This window comes from Aggregatibacter segnis, from assembly GCF_003130075.1.
GTDB classification, from domain to species: domain Bacteria; phylum Pseudomonadota; class Gammaproteobacteria; order Enterobacterales; family Pasteurellaceae; genus Aggregatibacter; species Aggregatibacter segnis_A.
Genome location: NZ_NRCW01000003.1, coordinates 59,086 through 81,900 on the forward strand (window position 1 = coordinate 59,086; position 22,815 = coordinate 81,900).

Here is a 22,815-nt window from a genome sequence, read left to right on the forward strand (position 1 = left end):
CCATGTTATCACTTGTTTGCCTCATAAATTGTGTTGCCTCTTGTGAATATGATTAAGATTATTATCAACCTTTTACTAATGTTAACCGGTATCGCTTATCCGATACTCTGGTTATTCGCCGATAATCAGCAAATGCTGTTTCATTTACCTTGGATTATGGCGTTGCTTTGGGCGTGTAAAGGGGCTTTTCAACAGCAGGGGCAACGTTATTTTGCCTGGTGTATGGCGTTTATTTTAGCTGTGGTGGCGCTAACCCGCTCCATTGAAACCATGTTTTTGTACCCTATCGTCATTAACGTGTTAATGCTTTCGCTATTTGGTGGGAGCCTATTGCGTGGGCAAACTGTGGTTGAGCGTTTAGCGCGTCTTCAAACACCGGATTTAAATGAGCATGGTGTTCGTTATACCCGAAAAGTCACTCAACTGTGGTGTGGGGTTTTTATTGTAAATATCTTGATTACTGCGACAGCCATTGGATTGGAATATTATGATTTTTGGGCACTCTACACCGGTGTGATTTCCTATTGCATTATGGCGATTGTGATGGCCGGTGAATGGTTGGTCAGACAAAAAGTAAAAAAACATTATGAATAATCTACGGGATCCTAATGCACTAATTGCCCGCCATCCTGACTGGCAATGGCAAGACTTTCTAACAAGAGCATGGCAAATTTCAGCACAATTAAAGCAAGAACAGATTAAGTCGGTTGCTTTTTGGTTTGATGATGCGGCATCGTTTGCATGTGCTATGCTGGCGTGTTTTCATTCCGGTACGCGTATTTTACTTCCTCCTAATTTGCTTTCGGAAAATCAACAATGGATCAAAGAAAATGCGGATTTTCTGTTTGATGACACCCTGTTTAATCATTACGGTATTGAACAAAAATCCCCTGAAAACCTACCGCACTTTGATTGCCATCATCCCACGGAAATTTGGCTAAAAACCTCAGGCAGTAGCGGACAGGCGAAAATATTGGTCAAAACAGCTCGGCAAATGTGGTTAGAGGCGGAAGCCATCCATCAATCCCTTCCTTTCCCGCAGGGGAATCATATTCATTTAGTATCCAGTGTTTCTGTGCAACATCATTATGGCCTTTCATACCGTATTATGTTGCCGCTTATTATGGGGTGGACGATTGCACGTCAACAACAGCCTTATCCCGGACATTTGATTAAAGAAAGTTTTGCTGCACCGGCAAGTATTTGGATTAGCAGCCCAACGCTTTTGACCCGCTTAAACCTGGATGATGCGAAGTTACATCAATGCCCTTTGCTGGGAATGATTTCCTCCGGCGGTGTATTACCGACAGATACCGGCAATGCTATTCGGCAACAATTGAAGGTTGATGTGATTGAGTGCTACGGTAGCACGGAAACCGGCGCAATTGCTTTTCGTGCTGATGACGGTTTGTGGCAGCCGACCGCAATGACTAAGGTCGGACTGAATACCGAAGGCGCCTTATGGGTTGATTCTGCTTGGCTAAATCAACGGGAGCAAACGGCAGATGGAGCGGAATTATTTGAGGATAAATTTCATTTATTAGGGCGGATTGATCGCATTGTGAAGTTTGGTGACAAGCGTATTTCATTGGTGAACATCGAGCAGGATTTATTGCGTCACCCTTGGGTGGCGGATTGTTATGTTGCGCAACATCCGATGCATTTTCGACCGGCGGCTTGGGTTGCGTTAAATCCCGATGGTATGCAAGCCTATCGACAACGTGGACGACGTGTCCTAGTGAGTCAGTTACGTCACTTTCTAATGAAAACTCAAGAACATGCAGGGTTGCCTCGTTTTTGGCGCTTTGTGGAAACACTGCCTCGTAATAGCCAATCTAAAATTAGTAGGCCTGACTTTGAACAAGCCTTTTTAGCAGGAAAAGAGGATGCTCTATGAACAAGGTTATTGTCATTGTTCCTCACTATAATCATTCCAACACGATAGAACATGTTGTTCAGCAGGTACTGAAACAACATCTCCCGGTGTTGATTGTCGACGATGGCTCTGCCGAAACTCACGTGGACGTCTTAAAAACATTGCAACATACACCTAACGTTTTTGTGCATTACTGCCCGACTAACGGGGGTAAAGGTGCGGCAATGAAAATCGGCTTCAGGAAAGCGGCTGAAATGGGGTTTACTCATGCTATTCAGGTGGATGCCGATGGTCAGCACAACCTTCCAGATATGGCAAAAATGTTGCTCGAAATGCAAAAAAATCCGACCGCACTTATTTGCGGTAAACCGATTTATGGCGAGGATGCACCGAAAACGCGTTTATACGGACGTAAAATTACAGATTTTTGGAATGCTATTCATACGCTTTCTTTTGATATTAAAGATGGCATGTGCGGTTTTCGTCTTTATCCTTTAGTGCCGATTTTGGATTTAATGCAAGCGGAGTCGTTAGGAAATCGTATGGATTTCGATATTGATATCGTGGTGAAAGCCCATTGGCATCAAATCCCCTTAATTTGGGTTGATACGCCGGTACGTTATCAACAGGACGGCATATCCCATTTTCGTGGTTTTGCCGATAACTGGGGCATCAGTAAAATGCACAGCCGTTTATTTTTGGGTATGTTGGCACGAGTATTGACGGGGCGTAAAGTATGAGCTCTCAACATTGGGCAGAGCAAAATGAGCGCGGTAGTAAGCTCTCCTTAAATTTAACTCGTCTTATTGTGCAATACTGCCCGTTGTGGGTCATTAAACTGGTCACTTTTTTTGTAGTGAGCTATTTTTTCCTGATGTCTCAAAAGGCTCGACGTAATATTCGTCGCTATCAACAACGACTCCAACAAACCTTTCCTCAGGTTAATTTGCCTCGTTATCCCGTGTTTTGTCATTTTTTAGCCTTTGGTGAGGCGATCACGGATCGTTTTGCCGTCTGGCAGAAAAAAATTCGTTATGCTGACTTAATTGACGATGACACGGATAACGTCTATCAAGCGATTCGTTCAGGAGGTCGTGGACAAATTCTGGTTTGTTCCCATTTTGGCAATATCGAGATTTGTCGTGCGTTGGTCGATAATCCAAATCATAGCAATTTTAAGTTAAACATTTTGGTGCATAACCGTCATGCACAAGCCTTTAATGAATCTCTCGAAAAGGCGGGCGCTTCCTCCTTGCCATTAATTCAAGTGGAGGATTTGGATGCGGCAAAAATGTTGGAGCTACATGAACGGCTTAAACGTGGCGAGTGGATTGCGATTGCAGCCGATCGCGTGCCGGTACGTGGTGATAAAACGCAAAAAGTGGATTTCTTAGGTGCTCAGGCTTCTTTTCCGAAAGGTGTTTGGCTAATGGCAAGTTTACTGAAAGCACCGATTAATACGATCTTTTGCTTAAAAAAATGGGGCGACTATCATTTAAAATTGCGTCATTTTTCCGGCCCTATCGAGGGGCACGGAAAGCAACGTGCTGAGAATATTGAACAGGCAATGCAACGCTATGCGGATTTATTAGCGCAAGAATGTGCCGAAAACCCGTTGTATTGGTTCAATTTTTACGATTTTTGGGAAGATGATTAAAATGTTAAGAAAGAAAAAACATGTTTATTGTCACCATGCTTCTGAATATGAAATCCAGTTTTTTGATGTGGATTCCATGAATATTATGTGGCATGGGCATTATGTGAAATATTTGGAAATGGCGCGTTGTGCCTTTTTAGACGAAATTCATTACACCTACGACGTAATGAAAGAAAAAGGCTACGGTTGGCCTATCGTCCAGTTGAATTTGAAATATGTGAAACCGGCGTTGTTTCGCCAAAAAATTCGTGTGGAGCTTGCGTTGGTGGAATATGAAACCTGCATTCGCATTGATTATATTATTCGTGATATTGCAACGAACGAGAAACTCACTGCGGGTAGCACAACGCAAGTGGCCGTAGAAATTAAAAGCGGAGAGATGCAGCTGCAGACACCGCCTTGTTGGCGAAGTGCGGTGGAAAATCACCCGAGTTTTCAACAGGAGAACGCATAATGCGCATTTTATTGGCTATTTGTTTATTGTGGCTGAGTCCGTTGAGTTGGGCGTTTTCTGAAAATGAACTCATTACTTTGTTGCAAACTCCACAAAACGTACAAGGTGATTTTACTCAGCAGCGTTTTCTGAAATCTTTAAATAAGCCAATTACCACCCAAGGTAAATTTGTCTTATTGGCACAGAAAGGGCTTTTATGGCAAATGGAAAAACCCTTTACTAATCAGCTCCGTGTAAAAAAAGACGGCATTATGCAATGGGACGGGAAGCAATGGGTGGCAAATGGAAAAATGGGACAGGCGGAACAAATTAGCTTGTTCCTCGGTTTGTTGTCAGGGGATATTTCCGGGTTAAAAACGCAATTTGATGCAACGCTGGTTGGTGAAGCGAAAAATTGGTCTTTAACGTTAACGCCAAGTTCGTTGCTGATGAAACAGATTTTTAATCACATTGAAATTCAAGGTGATAGCGTGGTGAAAACCATTGTATTAGATGAAAAACAAGGAGATAAAACTCAAATTCATTTTGACAATGTCCAACAAAACCAACCGTTAACGGCGTTTGCGCAGGCGGCGTTGGAATAAAAAACGATGAAAAAATCCACCGCACTTGCCTTTCTTTATGCTTCATTTTTACTGATCACCTTGTTGCTGTTTGGCTACGCTGTGAAGCAAGGCCATTGGCTACAAACGGATTTGCGCGCTTTATTGCCGCAAGAACAAGGCTGGTCGTCTTGGCAGGCGAAGGCGGATCAACATCAAGAAGAACAACTTAATCAACAAGTGATTTTGCTGGTCGGTCATTCGGATGCGCGAACCGCCTTTACATTAAATGCGTCTGTGGCGCAACAATGGCGGGAAAGTAGGTTGTTTGTTCAGGTCAATGACCGAATGCAGCCGGATATCGATGTGCTACGTAATGAAATCAAACATCTACGTTTAGCCACCTTGCCTCAAGAGATTCGTCAGCAGTTATTAACGGCACCCCAAGTTTATTTCCAACAATATGCGGAACAATTGCTCAACCCTTTTACCCAAAGTAATTTATTGTCTTTAGAGCAAGATTGGCTAGGGTTGGGGCGTTTTGTTTTGCCACAGGCGAAAACACAAAGTCGTCTTCAATGGAATGCGACAAATGGCATGCTTTATGTGACGGAAAATGATCAAACATGGGTGTTGTTACGAGGCGTATTGCGACAGAGTAGTTTGATTAATCCATCTGTTAATTTGACCGCACTTTTGGCGCAAAATCGTCTTCAAATTGAAGAAAATAAGGGGCAAATGCGTGCTGCCGGTGCGGCGTTATTTGCGGCTCATGCCAAAGTGAAAGCAGAACAAGAAAGCACTTTCATGAGTATCTTGGGCATTAGTCTGACCTTATTGTTGTTGCTATTTACGTTTCGAACCTTTCGTGTGCTTTGGTTGTTTTTGCCGATCTTAGCCGGTATGTTAAGTGGCGTGACGGCAACGGTGTACGCATTTGGACAAATTCATATTTTAACCCTTGTTATCGGCACCAGTTTAATCGGTGTGCTCATTGATTTCCCGCTCCATTGGCTTTCATCTTCACTTTCTCATATTACTTGGAACGCCGCGCAGACCATGCGGAAATTGCGTTTTACCTTTTTGATTAGCCTATTGGTGACGTTGCTTGGCTATGGCTTGTTGGGTTTTACGGTGCTTCCGGTATTAAAACAAACCGCACTTTTTTCTGCCGTAGCGCTGATTGCTGCTATGTTAGCGACCTTGCTCTTTTTGCCGCCACTATTCCGTCATTATCAGGCTAAACCTTTACCTTTCCGCCCTAAAGTGCGGTCGATTTTTACGCTGTTTTTACACTACAAATTCGGCATTTTTGCGAAAAGCATCGCTTTGCTTTTTGTTGCGGCAGGGTTGTTTCAATCAAGTTGGCGCGATGATATTCGCGAATGGGTTGCTATGCCGCAGGGAATGCTGATGGAAGCAAAGCAAATCAGTGAGTTAACGGGCATTGACTTAGGGAATCGTTATTTCTTGGTGCTTGCAGAGAATGATGATGAATTACTGGAAAAAGAGACTGTCTTGACTCAGCAACTAGAGGTGCAAAATATTCCGTACCGAGCCTTATCTCAATGGATTATGTCAACAAACCAACAGCAGCAATTTATTCAGCAATTCACTGCGGCGGTCCAACCGCAAGATTATGCTGTGTTGCAAGATATTGGGATTCCTTCGGAAACCATTCAAACCGCTTTGGCAGCGTTAGGCTCGGAAACACCTATATCCTTGTCTTCTGCCTTGCAGCAACAAATCGGGCAGGCGTGGCAAACATTATATTTAGGTCATTTGGTGCCGGGGAAAGTTGCAGGTATCGTTCAGATTGTCGGTCAATCGGCCTTTCCATTAGAAAATTTGTCCAATCAGCAAGATATCTTTTGGACGGATAAACGATCGCATTTGAATCAGGCATTTCAAACCACTCGTGATCAGGCAGCCTGGCTTAAAGCAATGTCATTTTTGTTTGCCGGTTTATTGTTATGGCGTTTCTTTGGTGTGAAAAAGACGGTGACCATGTTATTGCCACTATTGTGTGCCATTGTGTTGACGATAGCCATTTTCGGCTGGGTAGGTTGGCCAATCAGTTTATTTACGATGTTCGGCTTGTTATTGGTGTCTGCCATCGGGATTGATTATACCGCCTATATGCAAACGGCAAATGAACCTTTATACGGTAAGTACATTGCGGTATTATTGGCGGCAACCACAACGCTCATTTCCTTTGTTTTACTGGGCTTAAGCTCGACACCTGCTATCGCCTCTTTTGGTTTAAGCGTCAGTCTTGGTGTGTTATTCAGTGTTATCATTACGTTTAAAATGTTGCGGTAAGGAAGTATGAAATATTGTTTAATTCTCTTTTTTGCCATGCTAACGGCGTGTAGCACATTACCAACGGTAAAACAGTTACCGGCGCATCAAGGCATTCGAATCTTTAAAGTCGAACAAGTGACGGCTGAAAATCAATTACAGCAAGCCAGTTTGTTAACCTTACAAATGGATGCGCAACAATGGCGTTGGGTGCAAACGGATCCGCTTGGTGCACCGTTAGCGAGAGTAATTTTAACTAAACAAGGGTGGCAAAATGACGGTTTTGTTATGCCGAATCAACAGGCTCGTCAGCTCTTTTCCGCCCTTTCTACGGCATTAAACCCGCAGCAACCTTTATTTGATTTTAGCGCTGTTCAGCCTATTTCAAACGGCGCAGATTATTTTGTTAAACAGAAAAAAGTATGGCAAATCAGACAATTGCCATCCATGATTGAAATCGATTTGTCGGATCATAGCCATTGGCGAATCGAGGAACTAAATTAAGAGAAAAATGACCGCACTTTATTTAAGCAAACCGGCAATCCTAAGTAGTCTAGGTGAAGGTATCGAGAGACATGTTCTGCATTTACTCAATGCCGAGGATTCGCCACTAAAACTTTCCGAGCGTGCTTTTCATATTTATGGGCTAGAAGGAAAACCACGTGTCTTTGGCGAAGTGAATGTTTCTTTACGTCCTTTCCCACGGAATTTACCGGAAATCCATGTGAGCCGTAACAATCAATTACTGTGGCATTGTTTGGCGCAGATAGAAGATCAGATCGCGTCAGTCATTCAACGTTTTGGAAAACATCGTATTGCCGTAGTAATTGGCACATCGACAACCGGCGTTGATGAAAATATTCCGGTGTTTAAATATGCGGCACAGCATCATGATTGGTCGAGTGAACGCTTTAAACAACAGCAACAATATTTTTCCGCACCAGCTGATTTTGTCGCCTACCAATATGGTTTGGAAGGGCTAACTTACGGTATTTCTACTGCCTGTACTTCCGGCGCAAAAGCCTTAATCAGTGCCGCGCGTTTGTTAAATGCCGGCTTGTGTGATGCGGTGATTTGCGGTGGTGTGGATGCACTTTCCCCGCTTACAATCAGCGGTTTTTCCTCTTTGTCTGTGTTGTCCGATAAGCGTTCTAACCCGCTTTCGGTTAATCGTGATGGCATCAATCTTGGTGAAGGCGCCGCTGTTTTTATCATGACACGAGAAAAATCAGAGGAAAGCAACATTGCGTTGTTAGGTTATGGCGCAAGCAGTGATGCTTATCATATGTCGTCTCCGCATCCTGAAGGTGAGGGCGCGATTGCTGCGTTTCGTGCTGCACTGAACTCAGCCAAATTAGCAGCGGATGAAATAGGTTGGATTAATTTACACGGCACTGGCACAGTACATAACGACCAAATGGAAACCTTAGCGGTTCATCAGGTGTTTGGCGATGACACGCCATGTACTACAACTAAACCCTATACAGGGCATACTCTTGGTGCGGCTGGGGCTGTAGAGGCTGCGATTGTATGGGGTATTATCGATCGTACATTAAATCCAACAGGTAAGTTGCCGGCACAATTGTGGGATCATCAGACCGATGCCGCATTGCCGGTAATAAATATCACCCATGAACAAAGTCAGTGGGCTAAGTCACAACGCATTGGGGCGAGCAGTTCTTTTGCTTTTGGTGGAAATAATACCGTATTGATTTTAGGGGAACGACATGGCTGATTTAACCTGTCCGATAACAGACATTGCACCTTTGGTGCCGCACAGTGGCAAAATGATTATGCTGGACAAAATTCTTGATTTTGGTACGGATTTTTTGATTGCCGAGATGGAGGTTCGACCGAATAACCTTTTTCTCCAGGGGGAGAGACTGCCTAGTTTTTTAGGGGCGGAAATTATGGCGCAAGGCGTTGCTGCCTGGGATGGCTGTAAATGTGCGCAACTCGGAAAACCCATCGGATTAGGGTACTGGCTGGGTTCACGTAAATTAAGTATTCATCAGCCTTATATTGCTATGGGCAGTAAATTACGTATTCAAATTAAGCTTTCCATTGAAGATGCTTCCGGTTTCGGCGTGTTCGATTGCCAATTAATCGATGTTAACAGTCAACAGATTATCGTGGAAGGCGCATTAAATGTCTTCAGACCGCAAGCGTAAATTCATCGTTAAAAACCACCGCACTTTTTATCTAATCTAAGGAATTTATATGAGTGAAACAGTTTTAATCACAGGTTCTAGCCGAGGTATTGGCAAGGCGATTGCCTTACAGTTGGCACAGTCAGGCTTTGACATTGTGGTACATTGCCGTAGTCGAGTGGAAGAGGCGGAAGAGGTTGCAAAGGCTGTTCGCGAATTGGGGCAACGTGCTCGCGTATTACAGTTTGATGTCAGTCATCGCGCGGAGGTCGCAGAAAAACTACTTGCCGATGTGGAAGAGAGCGGTGCTTACTACGGTGTGGTGCTGAATGCAGGACTCACCCGTGATAACGCATTTCCAGCCTTAACCGAAGAGGACTGGGATCAAGTATTGCGTACGAATTTGGATGGTTTTTACAATGTATTACATCCGATTATGATGCCTATGATTCGCCGCCGCAAAGCAGGGCGTATTGTTTGTATTACATCGGTTTCTGGCTTAATCGGCAATCGTGGTCAGGTCAATTATAGTGCTTCCAAAGCCGGGATTATCGGTGCGGCGAAGGCGCTTGCAGTGGAATTAGCAAAACGTAAAATTACGGTAAACTGTGTGGCACCGGGATTAATTGATACGGATATTCTGGATGAAAATGTGCCTATTGATGAAATTCTAAAAGTGATTCCGGCAGGGCGAATGGGCGAGCCGGAAGAAGTGGCACATGCGGTAGATTTTCTCATGGATGAAAAAGCGGCTTACATCACCCGCCAAGTGATCGCCGTGAATGGCGGTTTATGCTAACGCATCTAGAAACCATGAAGACGTCAAAGAGATAAATAAATGAAACGAGTTGTGATTACGGGAATCGGCGCCGTTACTGCCTTTGGTAAAGAATGGTCGTCTGTCAAAGCGGCTTTTCAACGCAAACAAAATGCAGTGCAGGCAAAAACAGAATGGGCAGAACGTTACCCTGAGTTGGGCGCTAATCTGGGCGCCGAAATTTTAGGGTATGAGCCACCGAAACATTGGAATCGCAAACAATTACGCAGTTTAGGACGCGTCTCTCAACTTGCTGTGGAAGCCGCTGAAAATGCGTTAGCAAATGCGGGATTATTGGATGAAAACGGCGAAATTCTGGCTTATTTAAAGGACGGCAGAATGGGCGTTGCTTGTGGTTCTTCGACAGGCTCTACCAATGATGTGCGTGACGCGGCAGAGTTGCTTATGACTGGGAAATCTGACGGTTTTAATGCGAATACTTATGTGCGCATGATGCCGCATACCGCCGCCGCCAATATCGGTATTTTCTTAGGTTTGACCGGACGAATTATTCCTACTTCTAGTGCGTGTTCTTCCGGTAGCCAAGGTATTGGTTATGCGTATGAATCCATCAAATACGGTTTAATTCCCATGATGTTGGCTGGCGGTGCGGAGGAGTTTTGCCCGTCGGAAGTCTATGTGTTTGATTCTTTATATGCGGCCAGCCGCAATAATGCCAATCCAGACAAAACACCACGCCCTTATGATAAAGATCGTGATGGTTTGGTCATTGGTGAGGGTGCCGGGATTTTTGTCCTCGAAGAGTTGGAGCACGCGCTTGCCCGTAACGCTAATATTATTGCAGAAGTGGTGGGCTATGGGGCGAATAGCGATGGTGCTCATGTGACCCGCCCGCAAAAAGACACCATGCAACGTTGCATGGAATTGGCGTTAAAAGATGCTCGTTTATCTCCGGAACATATTGGTTATGTGAATGGACATGGTACGGCAACAGAACAAGGTGATATTGCAGAAACGCTCGCGACAGAAGCTATATTCGGTCACATTCCATTAAGTTCACAAAAAAGTTATTTAGGTCACACACTTGGGGCTTGCGGCGCATTAGAGTCTTGGTTTTCCATTGAAATGATGCGTGATGGCTGGTTTGCGCCAACCATTAATCTAGATCATATTGATGAGCGTTGCGGCAAGTTAGATTATATTCAAGGTGATGGCCGTTATATTGACACGGATTATGTCATGAACAATAACTTTGCTTTTGGCGGTGTGAATACATCGTTAATTTTTAAACGCTGGCAGGGTTAATGTGTAAGGTCGGGTTCTGCCCCGACCTAGTAAAGTGCCGTTTGCACTAGAGATAAAAAATCTTTTTCTTTCATGTTATCAGTGCTAGGTAAAACAGCTAATTTTTTGACCGCACTTTTAGCGTCTTTCGATATCACCCAAAAACATGCGCCTTCTTGTTGCTCGTTATCCGTTTCTAATACCCAACCGACGAGAGCAGATGGTATTGTGTCCTGTTCTAAATCCAATAATGCCAGTTGTAGCGGTTGCCAAATAGTGTGTTGATTGACCGCTAAGAAGAGCGAATTCCCGTTAATTTGTAAGATTTGCGCCAGTTGGAAGGTCGCCGCATTGTTAATGTTCGCCATAAAATCTAACGGACTTGGCAGGTTTTGTGCCGTCAGTTGGTGGAACATTTTGTCGAATTTGCTTGGCGAATTAAACGGAGAGCCTAAGTAAATTCCACTTTTTTCTGCTAAATAAGCCTTGAGGGGAAGGGCGCCAAGTAAGGCAAGTTGCGTAAACCGGCTTAAACGACGAGCATCTACGCCGTAGGTTTTCAATTCTTGACGCAAGGACTTGTCATCTTTTTGGTTACCACTGAAGTGATGGATTTGCTGAATATAATACGTCATTGCCCCACCTTAAGTACCCAAGCAATATTGCTGCCGCCAAAGCCTAAGAAATAATTTAAAAAATAACTGCACTTTTGCTCATTATTTTTAAATTGCTCTAATAAAAATGCACTTTCTAATGCACCGCTGGCGCCGAGCGTGTGCCCCATTCGTGCTTTCAGTGAAAGCTGTTGCGCGTGCGGGAAGAGATCTTGTAAAACGCGGATCTCCATTTCATCGCTATTTCCACCAACGCCGTGTACTTTCACCCCATCAATGTGTGTAGGAGATAAATTGGCTTTGTTTAAGCAGGCGTGAATCAGGTGACGTAATGCGGACTCGCTACTGTTCGTTAGGTTTTCATTGTCAGTTAGCGTGACCACGCCTAATAGTTCACAAGAGCATTGTGGATTCGGTTGAACAGATAAGGCAACACAACCGACGCCTTCGCCTAGCACAATGCCTGTTGGCTGGATTAACGGCAAATATTGTGCGTCCTGCGATAACAAATTCATTGCTTGAAAATGCTCAAATGTCAGGCGATTAAATGTTTCAAACCCGATGACCAAGGCTTTTTCATACAGACCGTTTTGGAGCATTTTGTAAGCATATCCCATCGCTTGCGCAGAGGAGGTGCAAGAGGTTGCAAAGCTAAAGACCTCCGTTTTATAACGTCGGCGTAAATCATCGGCAATGACTGCCAGACTGTGTTGTTCCGGCAAAGGAAGATGATTAGCTAAACGGGCTTCGCAATCGCTGATCACATAGGCTGTTGAACCGAGCAAAATGGGGATGTTTTTCAATTCACTTTTATCCCAGCCTGCCAGTTGTAAAGTGCGGTCGATTTCTACATCAAAATAGGCATAGAGTTGTTCAAGAGAGAGCAACGCCTCATCAAACGCGTTGAAATAAGGAAAATGAAGCGGTTGCCCCAACATATGAGAGGTTCGTTGCCCGAGATGATTGGCAAATTTGGCAGAAGCCGCGGTGAGATAAACGTTCATTAGGCTTTTTGGTGTTGTTCACGAATAAAGGCGGCAAGATCGTGTATGTTCATCATGTGTTTGCGCACCATGCGATCTCCCTGTAATCGCACGCCAAAATGTGCTTGTAATGCCACAACGACCTGCAAAGCATCTAAAGAATCCAACTGAATGCGGCTTTGTTCACCGAAGAGCCATTCATCATCGCTGATTTCCATTGGGTCAAATTCGTCTTTTTCTGTTTCTTGGATAATCAGTTTTTTGAGTTCTTGTTCTAATGCCGGGGATTCCAGCGTGAAAAGATAAGCCATTAGAATCTCGCTTGTTTGGTTAATTGTTGTTGATAAGTTAACGTGGCAAAAAGTAACGTTATCGCACCAAAGCCACTTAATAAATAGAGCGGTTGTTGAATTTGGCTGAGGTGATATTGGTTTAACAATAAATTTTGAAAACCGCTTAATGCCCAACCCATAGGGGAAAATTGAGCAATGGTTTGCATGATTTCCGGCATCACATACACCGGCACCATAATACCGCCAATGGCCGCCATGATAATAATGCCGCCCCCGCCCAATACGACGGCGTGTTCGGTCGTTCTTGCCAGCACACTGATTAATAAACCATAGCCTAGTGCAGCAAGGCTTACTGCAGCGGATAAGACAAAATAAGGCAACCAACTTCCGGAAAGCGTAAACGCAGGCATATCTAGTGCAGGCAAAACAAAATAACCTAGCGCCACCATGCCGACAAATTGTAATTGGTTGATCAAAAAATAAGGAATTAGCTTGGCAATAATCAAGCTCAATGCAGAAGCTCGCGCCATACGCAACCGAGTCAGCGTGTTGGTTTGGCGTTCCATCGCCATTACATTGGAAAGCGGAATCATAATAAAGAACATACCAAAAATCAGCCATGCCGGGACACTGTGTTGCACAGAATTAGGTTTAGAAACCTCTTTTCCTTGTCGATTTACATAAATTTCTTGCCACAAATCTTTCGCAAGATAATCGTTAATTTGCGCGAATTTGCTGTCCAGTTCTTGATTGACTTTATTTTGAATCTCTTTGATTGGCTTACGTTTATTATTTTCTAACGTAATGTGATTGTCTGCCAAATAATCGTTTAAACGCAGTTGCGAATAATGCTTTTGCAACACACCTTTCACACCCAGTAGCCAACTGCGATCTACACTAGGGTTCAACCAAAGTTGTAAGGCTTGTTCTTCTGAAAGTGCGGTCTGTTTTTGATTAGGATTTAAAACCAATAGGTCAAATTTACCTGCTTGTAAATCAGCTTGATATTGAGTTAATTCTGATAATGGAGCTTGTTTAACAGCGAGGTTTTCTTGTTTGAGTTTGGCTAAGAAATCATCATTTAGTTGATTTTTTTCACTTAATAGCACAATTTCCGACTGATTGCTTAAGGCATTATCGTTACTCAAGGCTGCCGACATAATTAACATAAACAAAATGGGCATAATAAATAATACGGCAACGCCATGCAGATCGCGACTTAATAGACGCATTTCTTTGATAATCGATGCAATTAACATGTTTTTCCCGCCTTATTTAAAAAATCTAAATAAAAACGTTCCAGACTTTGCCCTTCTTCTAAAATGCCTTGCACCGAGCCTTGATAAATGAGATTGCCTTCATTTAACAACACTAATTTGTCACATAATTGCTCAATTTCTTGCAAGTAATGAGAGGTATAAATTACCGTCACGCCTTGCTGTTTCAGCGCCGCTACGCTATCTAAAATAAACTGACGGGATTGCGGATCAATCCCCACGGTGATTTCATCGAGAAAAATCACTTTTGGGCGATTAATTAAGCCAATAGCAAAATTTAAACGGCGTTTTAACCCGCCGGATAAATGCTTCGCCAGCTTGTTTTTATGCGACATTAAATCTACTTTGGTTAATAATTCCAACAAATAGTTTTTATCCCGAACATCATACAATGATGCAAAAAATGTCATATTTTCCCAAACGGTCAGCAACGGATAAAAAGCAAAATCCTGTGGAACCAAGGAAATCTGATGGCGTTGTTTCTTGCTCAATTTCGCCAAAGGCACGCCATCAAAATAAATCTCTCCTTGTTGTACGGATTGTAATCCTGCAAGTAGAGACATTAAGGTGGTTTTACCCGCACCATTCGGACCTAAGAGCCCAACTGTGGAAGCAGATTCAATATCAAAATTGACCGCACTTAATGCATTTTTTTCTGCGTTAGCGTAGAGATGGCTGAGATAGCTTATTTGAATCATTTATATTTATTTCAATAGATAGTTAATTAAATAATCCATTAAATAATTAACTTCTAACTCTGTAATTTTATCTAAATGTATATTCTTATCTGTTCCTATAGATTTTTTAATTGGGTCATATGTTCGATATAATTTCTCTATCCATTCTAATTGGAATTTATTTTCTTTAGAAATTTTTTCTAATATAGAAACAGTTTTACCTTTTGTTCGTGATGCAGTAAATATTATTTTACAGTCATGTTTTTTTATTAAACATGTTTCAACACGATTTTTAATAATTTTCTTTATATCGCCCGCAGTAGATATTCCAATTTTAATACCGTTATAATCAAAAATAGCAACAATGTCATGTTTTTCATTTGAATAATCATCATCTAATTTAATAAAATCAAAATTTTTCTTTTTCTTAAGTTGATGAATAAATTTTTTTAAAGCTGTAGATTTGCCTCTACCAGATGAGCCATATAAAGCAACTATTGTTTTTTTCATTTGCAACCTCCTATACTAGATTTTTCCATAATATTTGTTCTTTATCCGCAATTTCCCGCAAATAGTCTGCTACCGTTTTATAGCCTTCCATTGATGGCTTTTTGCATTGCTTCACACACAAACCCGCAAATTGGCGCCACATATCGCCGATTTCTGTCATTTGCTCTGATGCCTGTTTGTATTTTGACTCTTGGCAGATATTGGCAGCTTGTTCAAGAAAATAGGCGTATAAATAACGGAAACCTGCGCCGCCGGTGCCGATTTCTTCTTGCATACGCACGATATGTCCGAGGTATAAGCGTTTGTATTTTTCCGAAGGATGCGTTGCCAGTTTTTCAATTTGCTTGGCTACGGTACGAATGCCTTTTACACCTACGAAAAAGAGCGGAGCCAACATTTGTTTGGCATTTTTTCGAATGGCTTTACGGATGAGGTTTGGTAAGTCAATTTGTGTTAAATCAGGTTGATTTTCAAAATAATACATCAACCCTTTCGGTGCTAATACGCCCCTCGCAAAACGAGCCCGTTGCAAATCTTCTACTGTACAACGTTGTACGCTTTCAAACACGGGATCGCTAATCAAATAGTCATTTTGTTCTTTGCCGTACACAATTAAATTGTGCGCATTAAAATGGAAACGCATTTCAGGCGGGAAATAAGGCAACCAGAAAACAGAGGTTTGTAAACCGACCAATTTTTCTTCATTAAGTGCTTGATCTAACGCTTGCTGTCCGGCTTGTGGCGAACGAAACTTTTGCATTTTCAACCGCACTTTCAACTGCTTTGATAGCCTTTTGATAATGGAGCGCGGCGGCATTCGATAAGAAATCAGCGGCAACCCGTTAATTTTTACCAACGGAATATAAACAAAGGTCAACGCCGAGGCCAAACCAAAAACCATTGCTTCGTTAAAATCCACACCTTGTGCTTTTAACATGGTAGACATGACACCGCTTTCACAGTGAGCGGTGTGTTGGTGGTGAAAGTTGTTCATTATTATTCATATACAAGAGCTAAAATTACGGTTGCTGAGCTTGTCGAAGCATGAGTGATTTTAGCGGTTAATTTCTGGTTTTCGCCAATTTAGGGAGAAGATCATATTGCCCTTGGATTAGCGCTTCTTTTTTTGCTCTGCTCCAACCTTTCATTTTTTATCTTGAGGAGAATTACTTATGCTTCGACAAGCTCAGCAACCGCAATTCTCTTTATTGGATTTAGACCTGTTTTAATTCTAAAGTCGATACCCTAAACACCTCTGCATATCTCTCCAACACTTTATCCGACAATTTAGCAAACACCCTTGGTTTAAAATGTCGTTTGATTTGGCATTGCCAAAAGCCGGTGGCTTGGGCGAGGCTGGGGAGGTCGAACCGATAACGGTACATATAATAAAAGAGCGGTGACTTTTCACCACGTTTTACGGCGTCTAACGCTTCGGCAGTCAGTTGGTTGAGTTCTTCTACCGCTTGTTCTGTCGCGAATTCTTCCGTTTCCCAGCCGTTAGTGGTAGCGGTTTGGTAGTTGCCGTCTTTGGTAGCATAGACCACTTTGCGTTGCCCGCGAAAGATTTTGCTGTTGTCTTGCGGGATATCGTTAATTTCCATTGACGACCTCAAGCAACATAAAACAGGAGGAAAAACGTCCGCTTTCCGGAATATAACACAACACCTTTTGTCCGTTTTTTAGTGGATATTTCTCTAAAAATTCTTGAAGAATGATGTAGATGGAGGCTGAACCGGTATTCCCTTTTGTTTCCAAATTGGTAAACCACTTCTCTTGTGGAATAACGAAATTGATATTTTTCAGCCCGTCCAACAATTTGTCACGGAAAAAACCGGAAGAATAATGTGGTAAAAAATAATCAATATCTTCGGCTTTCAAACGATGTTTTTCGATTAAACGCAACAGGGCATTTTCCACCGTACAACGCACAATATTTTCGTTGAGCAATTTGACATCTTGTTTGACCGACATAAGACTGCGCGCGTCGCGCTCGTCCTTAGTGACGTTTTTCCAACTGATAAATCGCGTGTCTTGAATTTCTGCGCCGGCATACATGCACACCGGCATTTCATTGGCATAGGAAATCAGGTCAATCCAGTGAATTTTCAGGCTCACGCCTTGCGTGTTTGGTTGATGGCTTAACTGCACCGCTCCCGCGCCATCAGACAACATCCAACGTAAGAAATCTTTTTCAAAACCGATTTCGGGTTTGGCGTCTTCCAATTGTTTTTGGTCGATTTCTGCTTGGAAATGTTCACCCCGCATAATGGCGGAAGCCGTTTCGGAGGCCACGGCAATGGCGCCTTGATGCTCGCCTGTACGAATGGCGTTATAAGCATGTTTCATCGCTGCCATGCCCGCCACGCAAACTCCTGCTGTCGTGAGCACTTCATAAGCCGGTGCATTTGGGATTAAACCATGCACCATCACGCCTTGACCGGGCATGACTTGATCCGGATAGGAGGTGCCGCAAGCAAGACAGCTGACGTCATTAACATCCATCCCTTGAGCAATTAACCCGTTGATTGCTTCAACCGCTAATTCTGTGCCGGTGTGTGTGGTTTCTCGTGTCGTTGGATCAATTGCGTAATGACGGGTTTTGATGGCATTGGAACGCAAAATCATTTTGCGTACACGGGACGGCGTATCGCCTACCATGCCCAATACGTGTTCCATGTGATCGTTATCCACAGGCGCATTGGGTAAAAAAGCAGCGACTCGGTTAATGTAAACATCGGCTAGTGCAGTCAAGATTATTCCCCTGATGGTTCGGCAAAATAGCGTTTTTGACGCGCTAATTTTTCTTTTAATAATGGTTTAAGTAAGCGTTTGATGACCGCGGAGAGCGGCACGACCGTGAGGATCAGTATAATTAAAAAGAGAATATAAAAATAGAGCACAACACGGCGAAAACGCGGTGAAATTTGATCGCACTTTAACAGCAATTTGCCCCACAAATAGAAACTACGATGACCGACTTTCTCACTCATCATCAGTTTTTCGTCAATTTTGACCGCACCCATGTGACGAAAGAGCGCGTTATTGAGCGGTTGGTCTTCATTCAGGGTTTCTGCCAATTTGGTGCCAAAGCGTTGCATATCATGCAGTTCATCATCGCTAATGCCGGCACTGGGAAGCCATGAAAAATAACGCTTCTTTCCGCTTAACATCCAAGCCGGTGTGGTGATAAAACTGGCCCACGAATTGGATTGGTCGGTTTTTACAATGTTTCCGATAAGAGGCGCATCAAGTGCGGTCAGCATTTTCTTTATTTTTTCTTGTGCCATCAGCCACATATTGCGACAGCCGATCAGTGTGATCACCGGTGTATTCTTCAAAATCTTAGCTTGCTCTGATTGCAAAAAGGCAGTGATGGGCTGTGAGGGTGACAAGAACCAAACTGTATAAGCAATGATGACTAAATCATAGTGTTTTTGTTGTAATTCGGGTGTTTCTATTGGTGCCGGCTTTAGGTGTACCGATTCCGGAAATTGATTAAAAAACGGAATAAATTTCCAAGGAAAGGTATAAGGTTGAAGCGGACGAATTTTATATTCTTCGATCACTGTGTTTTCTTGTTGTTTTAATGGATGAAGAAAATGACTGGTCAGCGCGTCAAGCTGTCCTGTTTGAGAGTAAGAAACTACTAAAATATGTTTTTGAGCGTCTGACATAGGTTAGAAATATTGGGCTAAATATAAAGGCTAGATTTTATCCTAATTTTGATGAATTTTTAATTGCTATTACAAAGAGACGTTATAAGAAAGTCCTCAATAAAAAAGACCGCACTTGATGATTTAAGATCAAAGTGCGGTCTTTTTTTGTGGTGTTTTTAACGCAAGAAATAACGATACGATTTGCTGTCTGTGACATCTTGATAGACGTAGTCCAGTTTTTCTAATGCACTTTCAAGCTCGGCGACATCGCTTTGTTCCAACTGAAATCCTGCGAGAATATTGCCGTAGTCGGCACCATGAGCGCGATAGTGGAAGAGTGAGATATTCCAACGGTTTTGTAGCGTTTCAAGGAATTTCAACAATGCGCCTTTTTGTTCCGGGAATTCAAAGGTGTATAGGCGTTCTCCGTGATTCGCAACACGACCGCCCATTAAATAACGCACGTGGGTTTTGGCGATGTCGTCATCAGACATATCTTCTACATCAAAACCGTTTTGCGTGAGATCAGCGATGATATCGGCTTTTTCTTGTTCATCTGCGGTACGAACCCCCACAAAGATGCAGGCGCGTTTATCATCGGCATAACGGTAACTGAATTCCGTCACAGCGCGACTGCCTAGTACGTGGACGAATTTTAAGAAGCTACCCGGCTGTTCCGGCATCGTCACGGCAAGTAAGGCTTCGCGATTTTCACCGATTTCGCAACGTTCGGACACATAGCGAAGGGTATGGAAATTCAAGTTGGCGCCGGACAAAATGGCTGCCATGTTTTTGCCCTGAATATTGTGCTGTTTGACGTATTTTTTCAGACCGGCTAAGCCTAATGCGCCTGATGGCTCGGAGACGGCGCGGACGTTTTCAAACAGATCTTTCATCGCGGCACAGACTTCATCGCTGTCCACTAACACCATGTCGTCTAAATAGCGCTGGCACAGACGGAAGGTTTCATCACCGATACGTTTTACCGCTACGCCATCGGCGAATAAGCCAACGTGTGCTAAATCCGTTGGTTCGCCTTTTTCTAATGCGGCAGTTAGGCAGGCAGAATCTTTGGATTCTACGCCGATGACTTTAATTTCCGGCATGAATTGTTTCAGTAAAATTGCCACACCGGCGGCCAAACCGCCACCGCCGACTTGCACGAAGACATAATCCAAATCAGCCACTTGTTGCAACATTTCCATCGCTAATGTGCCCTGGCCGGCAATGACTAACGGATGGTCGAAGGGCGGAATAAACGTCATGTTTTTTTCTTTGGAAAGCGCAATGGCCTTAGCCTTAGCTTCATCGAAATTGGCGCCGTGCAATAACACCTCGCCGCCGAAACCACGTACCGCATCCACTTTAATGCTTGGGGTATTTTGTGGCATCACGATAAGGGCTTTTAAGCCAAGTTGTTTCGCCGATAATGCCACGCCTTGCGCATGGTTACCTGCCGACGCTGCGATTACACCCGCCTGTTTTTGTTCATCGGAAAGGGTGGAGATCATGGCATAAGCGCCACGTAGCTTGAAGCTGTTAACCGGTTGGCGGTCTTCACGCTTAATCCAAATATGGTTATGCAGACGGTCGGATAATTTGCCCATTTTTTGTAACGGCGTGACTTGCGCGGCTTCATATACGCGCGAGCCTAGTTTAACGATGGCGTTAATGTAATCGTTTTGGCTTGGTTGTGGCGTGGTGAGTAGGTTTTTCATAATATCGTAGGGCGTTTAGCTCGCCAGGTTATTCATTCATGTTAAATGGTGGGATAAATCCCATCTTATAACCGCGGTTATTTTTCTAACCATTTAAAAAAACACTCAGAAAAATGACCGCACTTTATTGAATTTTGTTGTAGGGACAGGTTTTATACCTGTCCCTACAATTTTTATTTTAATAAGGTTTTATCACGCACCGCGCCTTTATCTGCGGATGTGGCGAAGTGTCCAAACACTTTTAAGGCGAAAGACACTTCACGTTCACGGTGAGCAGGTTGCCAACCTTTGGCATCTTGTTCGGCGCGGCGTTTGGCTAATTCGTCATCGCTGATGTTGAGGTTAATTGCGCGATTTGGAATGTCGATTTCGATAATATCGTCATCCTGTACTAAACCGATAGCACCGCCGGAAGCCGCTTCAGGCGAAGCATGGCCGATAGATAAGCCGGATGTTCCGCCGGAGAAACGTCCGTCCGTTAACAAGGCGCATTTTTTGCCTAAGCCCATGGATTTTAAATAGCTGGTCGGATAAAGCATTTCTTGCATACCCGGGCCGCCTTTCGGGCCTTCATAGCGAATTACGACGACATGGCCTTCTTTGACTTTGCCGCCTAGAATGCCGGCAACGGCGTCTTCTTGGCTTTCAAACACGATGGCTTTGCCGGTGAATTTCCAGATAGATTCATCCACGCCCGCGGTTTTGACGATACAACCGTCTTCGGCAATGTTTCCGAACAAGACGGCCAAACCACCTTCTTGAGAAATCGCATTTTCTTTGTTGCGGATACAGCCGCTTACACGGTCATCGTCCACGCTGTCCCAACGGCAATCTTGTGAGAAGGCTTGGGTGGTACGAATGCCTGCCGGGCCGGCGCGGAAGAATTTGTGTAATACTTCGTCTTGGTTACGGATGATATCATATTGATTTAATTGTTCTTCCAACGTCATGCCCAACACAGTTTTAGTGTGGCGATGAATTAAACCGGCGCGATCCAGTTCACCCAATAAGCCCATAATGCCGCCTGCGCGGTGTACGTCTTCCATGTGGTATTTGTTGGTGTTCGGCGCAATTTTACTTAAGCAAGGCACGACGCGAGATAAGCGGTCGATGTCTGCCATTTTGAAATCTACCCCTGCTTCTTGCGCCGCTGCGAGCAAGTGTAAAACGGTGTTACTGGAACCGCCCATGGCGATATCTAAGCTCATAGCGTTTTCAAAGGCGTCAAAGGTACCGATGGAACGAGGCAATACGCTTTCATCGTCCTGTTCGTAATAACGTTTGCACAGTTCGACGATTTGACGACCGGCTTTTAAGAATAAATCTTTACGGTCAGCGTGGGTGGCTAGCATAGAGCCATTGCCCGGTAAGCTTAAACCGAGCGCTTCCGTTAAACAGTTCATGGAGTTGGCAGTGAACATGCCGGAGCAGGAACCACAAGTCGGGCAGGCGCTACGCTCAATGGCTTCAACATTTTCATCTGAAACGGTTGGGTCTGCACTTTGAATCATGGCATCCACTAAATCTAAGCGGATTAATTGATCGGAAAGTTTGGTTTTGCCGGCTTCCATTGGGCCGCCTGATATGAAGATAGTCGGAATATTCAAGCGCATTGCCGCCATCAGCATTCCCGGGGTGATTTTGTCACAGTTGGAAATGCACACCATGGCATCGGCGCAGTGCGCATTCACCATATATTCCACGCTGTCTGCGATTAAGTCACGGCTTGGTAGGGAATACAGCATCCCGCCATGTCCCATGGCAATACCGTCATCCACCGCAATGGTGTTGAATTCTTTTGCCACGCCGCCGGCTTTTTCAATTTCCGCCGCGACCAGTTGTCCCATGTCTTTTAAATGCACATGCCCGGGAACGAATTGAGTGAAGGAGTTCACCACCGCAATAATGGGTTTTCCGAAGTCATTTTCTTTCATTCCTGTGGCACGCCATAAGGCACGTGCACCCGCCATATTACGACCTTGTGTACTGGTCGCTGAACGTAGTTTTGGCATAAATAAGTTCTCCGAGTAAGTTTTCGTTAA

General features: G+C 43.8%; 24 protein-coding genes. 12 read left to right on the forward strand and 12 right to left on the reverse strand.

Annotated elements, in window-relative coordinates; translation table 11 throughout:
* Positions 1-48 precede the first annotated feature (48 nt).
* The 12 genes from DK415_RS04165 to DK415_RS04220 are packed head-to-tail and all read left to right on the forward strand — an operon-like array spanning position 49 to position 11,063.
* The gene (locus DK415_RS04165; protein ID WP_109432580.1) at positions 49-594 is read left to right on the forward strand and encodes a COG4648 family protein; all 546 of its coding nucleotides are present in this window, start codon (positions 49-51) and stop codon (positions 592-594) included.
* On the forward strand, positions 587-1,897 hold the full coding sequence (locus tag DK415_RS04170; protein ID WP_109432581.1) for an AMP-binding protein: 1,311 nt from the start codon (positions 587-589) through the stop codon (positions 1,895-1,897). The genes DK415_RS04165 and DK415_RS04170 overlap by 8 nt, the downstream gene beginning before the upstream one ends.
* Positions 1,894-2,616 carry a glycosyltransferase family 2 protein gene (locus DK415_RS04175; RefSeq protein WP_109432582.1) on the forward strand — a complete coding sequence of 241 codons (723 nt, stop codon included), beginning with the start codon at positions 1,894-1,896 and terminating at the stop codon, positions 2,614-2,616. Before DK415_RS04170 ends, DK415_RS04175 begins: the two co-directional genes overlap by 4 nt.
* Entirely contained in the window at positions 2,613-3,533 is a 921-nt protein-coding gene (locus DK415_RS04180; protein ID WP_109432583.1) for an LpxL/LpxP family acyltransferase, read from the forward strand. Before DK415_RS04175 ends, DK415_RS04180 begins: the two co-directional genes overlap by 4 nt.
* A complete protein-coding gene (locus tag DK415_RS04185; protein WP_204098396.1) occupies positions 3,526-3,987 on the forward strand; it encodes an acyl-CoA thioesterase in 462 nt (153 codons plus the stop codon). Before DK415_RS04180 ends, DK415_RS04185 begins: the two co-directional genes overlap by 8 nt.
* On the forward strand, positions 3,987-4,571 hold the full coding sequence (locus DK415_RS04190; RefSeq protein WP_109432584.1) for a LolA family protein: 585 nt from the start codon (positions 3,987-3,989) through the stop codon (positions 4,569-4,571). Before DK415_RS04185 ends, DK415_RS04190 begins: the two co-directional genes overlap by 1 nt.
* A gap of 6 nt (positions 4,572-4,577) precedes the next feature.
* Entirely contained in the window at positions 4,578-6,851 is a 2,274-nt protein-coding gene (locus DK415_RS04195) for an MMPL family transporter (protein WP_109432585.1), read from the forward strand.
* 6 nt (positions 6,852-6,857) lie between these two features.
* The gene (locus DK415_RS04200; protein ID WP_048750136.1) at positions 6,858-7,334 is read left to right on the forward strand and encodes a hypothetical protein; all 477 of its coding nucleotides are present in this window, start codon (positions 6,858-6,860) and stop codon (positions 7,332-7,334) included.
* Between the two features lie 7 nt (positions 7,335-7,341).
* Positions 7,342-8,565 carry a beta-ketoacyl-ACP synthase gene (locus tag DK415_RS04205; RefSeq protein ID WP_109432586.1) on the forward strand — a complete coding sequence of 408 codons (1,224 nt, stop codon included), beginning with the start codon at positions 7,342-7,344 and terminating at the stop codon, positions 8,563-8,565.
* Complete coding sequence (locus DK415_RS04210; RefSeq protein ID WP_109432587.1) at positions 8,558-9,001, forward strand: hotdog family protein; 444 nt, start codon at positions 8,558-8,560, stop codon at positions 8,999-9,001. The genes DK415_RS04205 and DK415_RS04210 overlap by 8 nt, the downstream gene beginning before the upstream one ends.
* 49 nt (positions 9,002-9,050) lie before the next feature.
* Complete coding sequence (fabG, locus tag DK415_RS04215) at positions 9,051-9,779, forward strand: 3-oxoacyl-ACP reductase FabG (protein WP_109432588.1); 729 nt, start codon at positions 9,051-9,053, stop codon at positions 9,777-9,779.
* A 39-nt stretch (positions 9,780-9,818) separates the two neighbouring features.
* Positions 9,819-11,063: a beta-ketoacyl-ACP synthase gene (locus DK415_RS04220; RefSeq protein ID WP_109432589.1), complete on the forward strand. Its 1,245-nt coding sequence runs from the start codon at positions 9,819-9,821 to the stop codon at positions 11,061-11,063.
* A 26-nt stretch (positions 11,064-11,089) separates the two neighbouring features.
* Here the strand turns inward: DK415_RS04220 and DK415_RS04225 are convergent, their stop codons facing one another.
* The 12 genes from DK415_RS04225 to ilvD all read right to left on the reverse strand — a co-directional run bounded on the left by DK415_RS04225 (position 11,090) and on the right by ilvD (position 22,785).
* Positions 11,090-11,677 carry a hypothetical protein gene (locus DK415_RS04225; RefSeq protein WP_109432590.1) on the reverse strand — a complete coding sequence of 196 codons (588 nt, stop codon included), beginning with the start codon at positions 11,675-11,677 and terminating at the stop codon, positions 11,090-11,092.
* Complete coding sequence (locus DK415_RS04230) at positions 11,674-12,660, reverse strand: beta-ketoacyl synthase N-terminal-like domain-containing protein (RefSeq protein WP_109432591.1); 987 nt, start codon at positions 12,658-12,660, stop codon at positions 11,674-11,676. The genes DK415_RS04225 and DK415_RS04230 overlap by 4 nt, the downstream gene beginning before the upstream one ends.
* Positions 12,660-12,950 carry an acyl carrier protein gene (locus DK415_RS04235; protein WP_109432592.1) on the reverse strand — a complete coding sequence of 97 codons (291 nt, stop codon included), beginning with the start codon at positions 12,948-12,950 and terminating at the stop codon, positions 12,660-12,662. The genes DK415_RS04230 and DK415_RS04235 overlap by 1 nt, the downstream gene beginning before the upstream one ends.
* Entirely contained in the window at positions 12,950-14,191 is a 1,242-nt protein-coding gene (locus tag DK415_RS04240) for an ABC transporter permease (RefSeq protein ID WP_109432593.1), read from the reverse strand. The genes DK415_RS04235 and DK415_RS04240 overlap by 1 nt, the downstream gene beginning before the upstream one ends.
* Positions 14,185-14,907, reverse strand: coding sequence for an ABC transporter ATP-binding protein (locus DK415_RS04245; RefSeq protein WP_109432594.1), 723 nt, complete (start codon positions 14,905-14,907; stop codon positions 14,185-14,187). Before DK415_RS04245 ends, DK415_RS04240 begins: the two co-directional genes overlap by 7 nt.
* 6 nt (positions 14,908-14,913) lie before the next feature.
* On the reverse strand, positions 14,914-15,396 hold the full coding sequence (locus DK415_RS04250) for an ATP-binding protein (protein WP_109432595.1): 483 nt from the start codon (positions 15,394-15,396) through the stop codon (positions 14,914-14,916).
* A gap of 10 nt (positions 15,397-15,406) precedes the next feature.
* Complete coding sequence (gene darH / locus DK415_RS04255; protein WP_109432596.1) at positions 15,407-16,390, reverse strand: BtrH-related acyltransferase DarH; 984 nt, start codon at positions 16,388-16,390, stop codon at positions 15,407-15,409.
* Positions 16,391-16,610: 220 nt separating this feature from the next.
* Positions 16,611-17,000, reverse strand: a complete 390-nt coding sequence (locus tag DK415_RS04260) for a DarG family dialkylresorcinol biosynthesis protein (protein ID WP_109432597.1) — start codon at positions 16,998-17,000, stop codon at positions 16,611-16,613.
* Complete coding sequence (locus DK415_RS04265) at positions 16,990-18,150, reverse strand: beta-ketoacyl-ACP synthase III (RefSeq protein ID WP_109432598.1); 1,161 nt, start codon at positions 18,148-18,150, stop codon at positions 16,990-16,992. Before DK415_RS04265 ends, DK415_RS04260 begins: the two co-directional genes overlap by 11 nt.
* A 2-nt stretch (positions 18,151-18,152) precedes the next feature.
* Entirely contained in the window at positions 18,153-19,073 is a 921-nt protein-coding gene (locus DK415_RS04270; RefSeq protein ID WP_109432599.1) for a hypothetical protein, read from the reverse strand.
* A 158-nt stretch (positions 19,074-19,231) separates the two neighbouring features.
* Positions 19,232-20,773, reverse strand: a complete 1,542-nt coding sequence (ilvA, locus tag DK415_RS04275; protein WP_109432600.1) for a threonine ammonia-lyase, biosynthetic — start codon at positions 20,771-20,773, stop codon at positions 19,232-19,234.
* 173 nt (positions 20,774-20,946) lie between these two features.
* Positions 20,947-22,785 (reverse strand): dihydroxy-acid dehydratase, encoded by a 1,839-nt coding sequence (gene ilvD / locus DK415_RS04280; RefSeq protein ID WP_109432601.1) that lies wholly within the window; start codon positions 22,783-22,785, stop codon positions 20,947-20,949.
* Between the last annotated feature and the right edge of the window lie 30 nt (positions 22,786-22,815).

Coding starts and splice junctions, on each gene's coding strand:
- DK415_RS04165 (WP_109432580.1), top strand. CDS start 49: ATGATTAAGATTATTATCAACCTTTTACTAATGTTAACCGGTATCGCT.
- DK415_RS04170 (WP_109432581.1), top strand. CDS start 587: ATGAATAATCTACGGGATCCTAATGCACTAATTGCCCGCCATCCTGAC.
- DK415_RS04175 (WP_109432582.1), top strand. CDS start 1,894: ATGAACAAGGTTATTGTCATTGTTCCTCACTATAATCATTCCAACACG.
- DK415_RS04180 (WP_109432583.1), top strand. CDS start 2,613: ATGAGCTCTCAACATTGGGCAGAGCAAAATGAGCGCGGTAGTAAGCTC.
- DK415_RS04185 (WP_204098396.1), top strand. CDS start 3,526: ATGATTAAAATGTTAAGAAAGAAAAAACATGTTTATTGTCACCATGCT.
- DK415_RS04190 (WP_109432584.1), top strand. CDS start 3,987: ATGCGCATTTTATTGGCTATTTGTTTATTGTGGCTGAGTCCGTTGAGT.
- DK415_RS04195 (WP_109432585.1), top strand. CDS start 4,578: ATGAAAAAATCCACCGCACTTGCCTTTCTTTATGCTTCATTTTTACTG.
- DK415_RS04200 (WP_048750136.1), top strand. CDS start 6,858: ATGAAATATTGTTTAATTCTCTTTTTTGCCATGCTAACGGCGTGTAGC.
- DK415_RS04205 (WP_109432586.1), top strand. CDS start 7,342: ATGACCGCACTTTATTTAAGCAAACCGGCAATCCTAAGTAGTCTAGGT.
- DK415_RS04210 (WP_109432587.1), top strand. CDS start 8,558: ATGGCTGATTTAACCTGTCCGATAACAGACATTGCACCTTTGGTGCCG.
- fabG (WP_109432588.1), top strand. CDS start 9,051: ATGAGTGAAACAGTTTTAATCACAGGTTCTAGCCGAGGTATTGGCAAG.
- DK415_RS04220 (WP_109432589.1), top strand. CDS start 9,819: ATGAAACGAGTTGTGATTACGGGAATCGGCGCCGTTACTGCCTTTGGT.
- DK415_RS04225 (WP_109432590.1), bottom strand. CDS start 11,677: ATGACGTATTATATTCAGCAAATCCATCACTTCAGTGGTAACCAAAAA.
- DK415_RS04230 (WP_109432591.1), bottom strand. CDS start 12,660: ATGAACGTTTATCTCACCGCGGCTTCTGCCAAATTTGCCAATCATCTC.
- DK415_RS04235 (WP_109432592.1), bottom strand. CDS start 12,950: ATGGCTTATCTTTTCACGCTGGAATCCCCGGCATTAGAACAAGAACTC.
- DK415_RS04240 (WP_109432593.1), bottom strand. CDS start 14,191: ATGTTAATTGCATCGATTATCAAAGAAATGCGTCTATTAAGTCGCGAT.
- DK415_RS04245 (WP_109432594.1), bottom strand. CDS start 14,907: ATGATTCAAATAAGCTATCTCAGCCATCTCTACGCTAACGCAGAAAAA.
- DK415_RS04250 (WP_109432595.1), bottom strand. CDS start 15,396: ATGAAAAAAACAATAGTTGCTTTATATGGCTCATCTGGTAGAGGCAAA.
- darH (WP_109432596.1), bottom strand. CDS start 16,390: ATGAACAACTTTCACCACCAACACACCGCTCACTGTGAAAGCGGTGTC.
- DK415_RS04260 (WP_109432597.1), bottom strand. CDS start 17,000: ATGGAAATTAACGATATCCCGCAAGACAACAGCAAAATCTTTCGCGGG.
- DK415_RS04270 (WP_109432599.1), bottom strand. CDS start 19,073: ATGTCAGACGCTCAAAAACATATTTTAGTAGTTTCTTACTCTCAAACA.
- ilvA (WP_109432600.1), bottom strand. CDS start 20,773: ATGAAAAACCTACTCACCACGCCACAACCAAGCCAAAACGATTACATT.
- ilvD (WP_109432601.1), bottom strand. CDS start 22,785: ATGCCAAAACTACGTTCAGCGACCAGTACACAAGGTCGTAATATGGCG.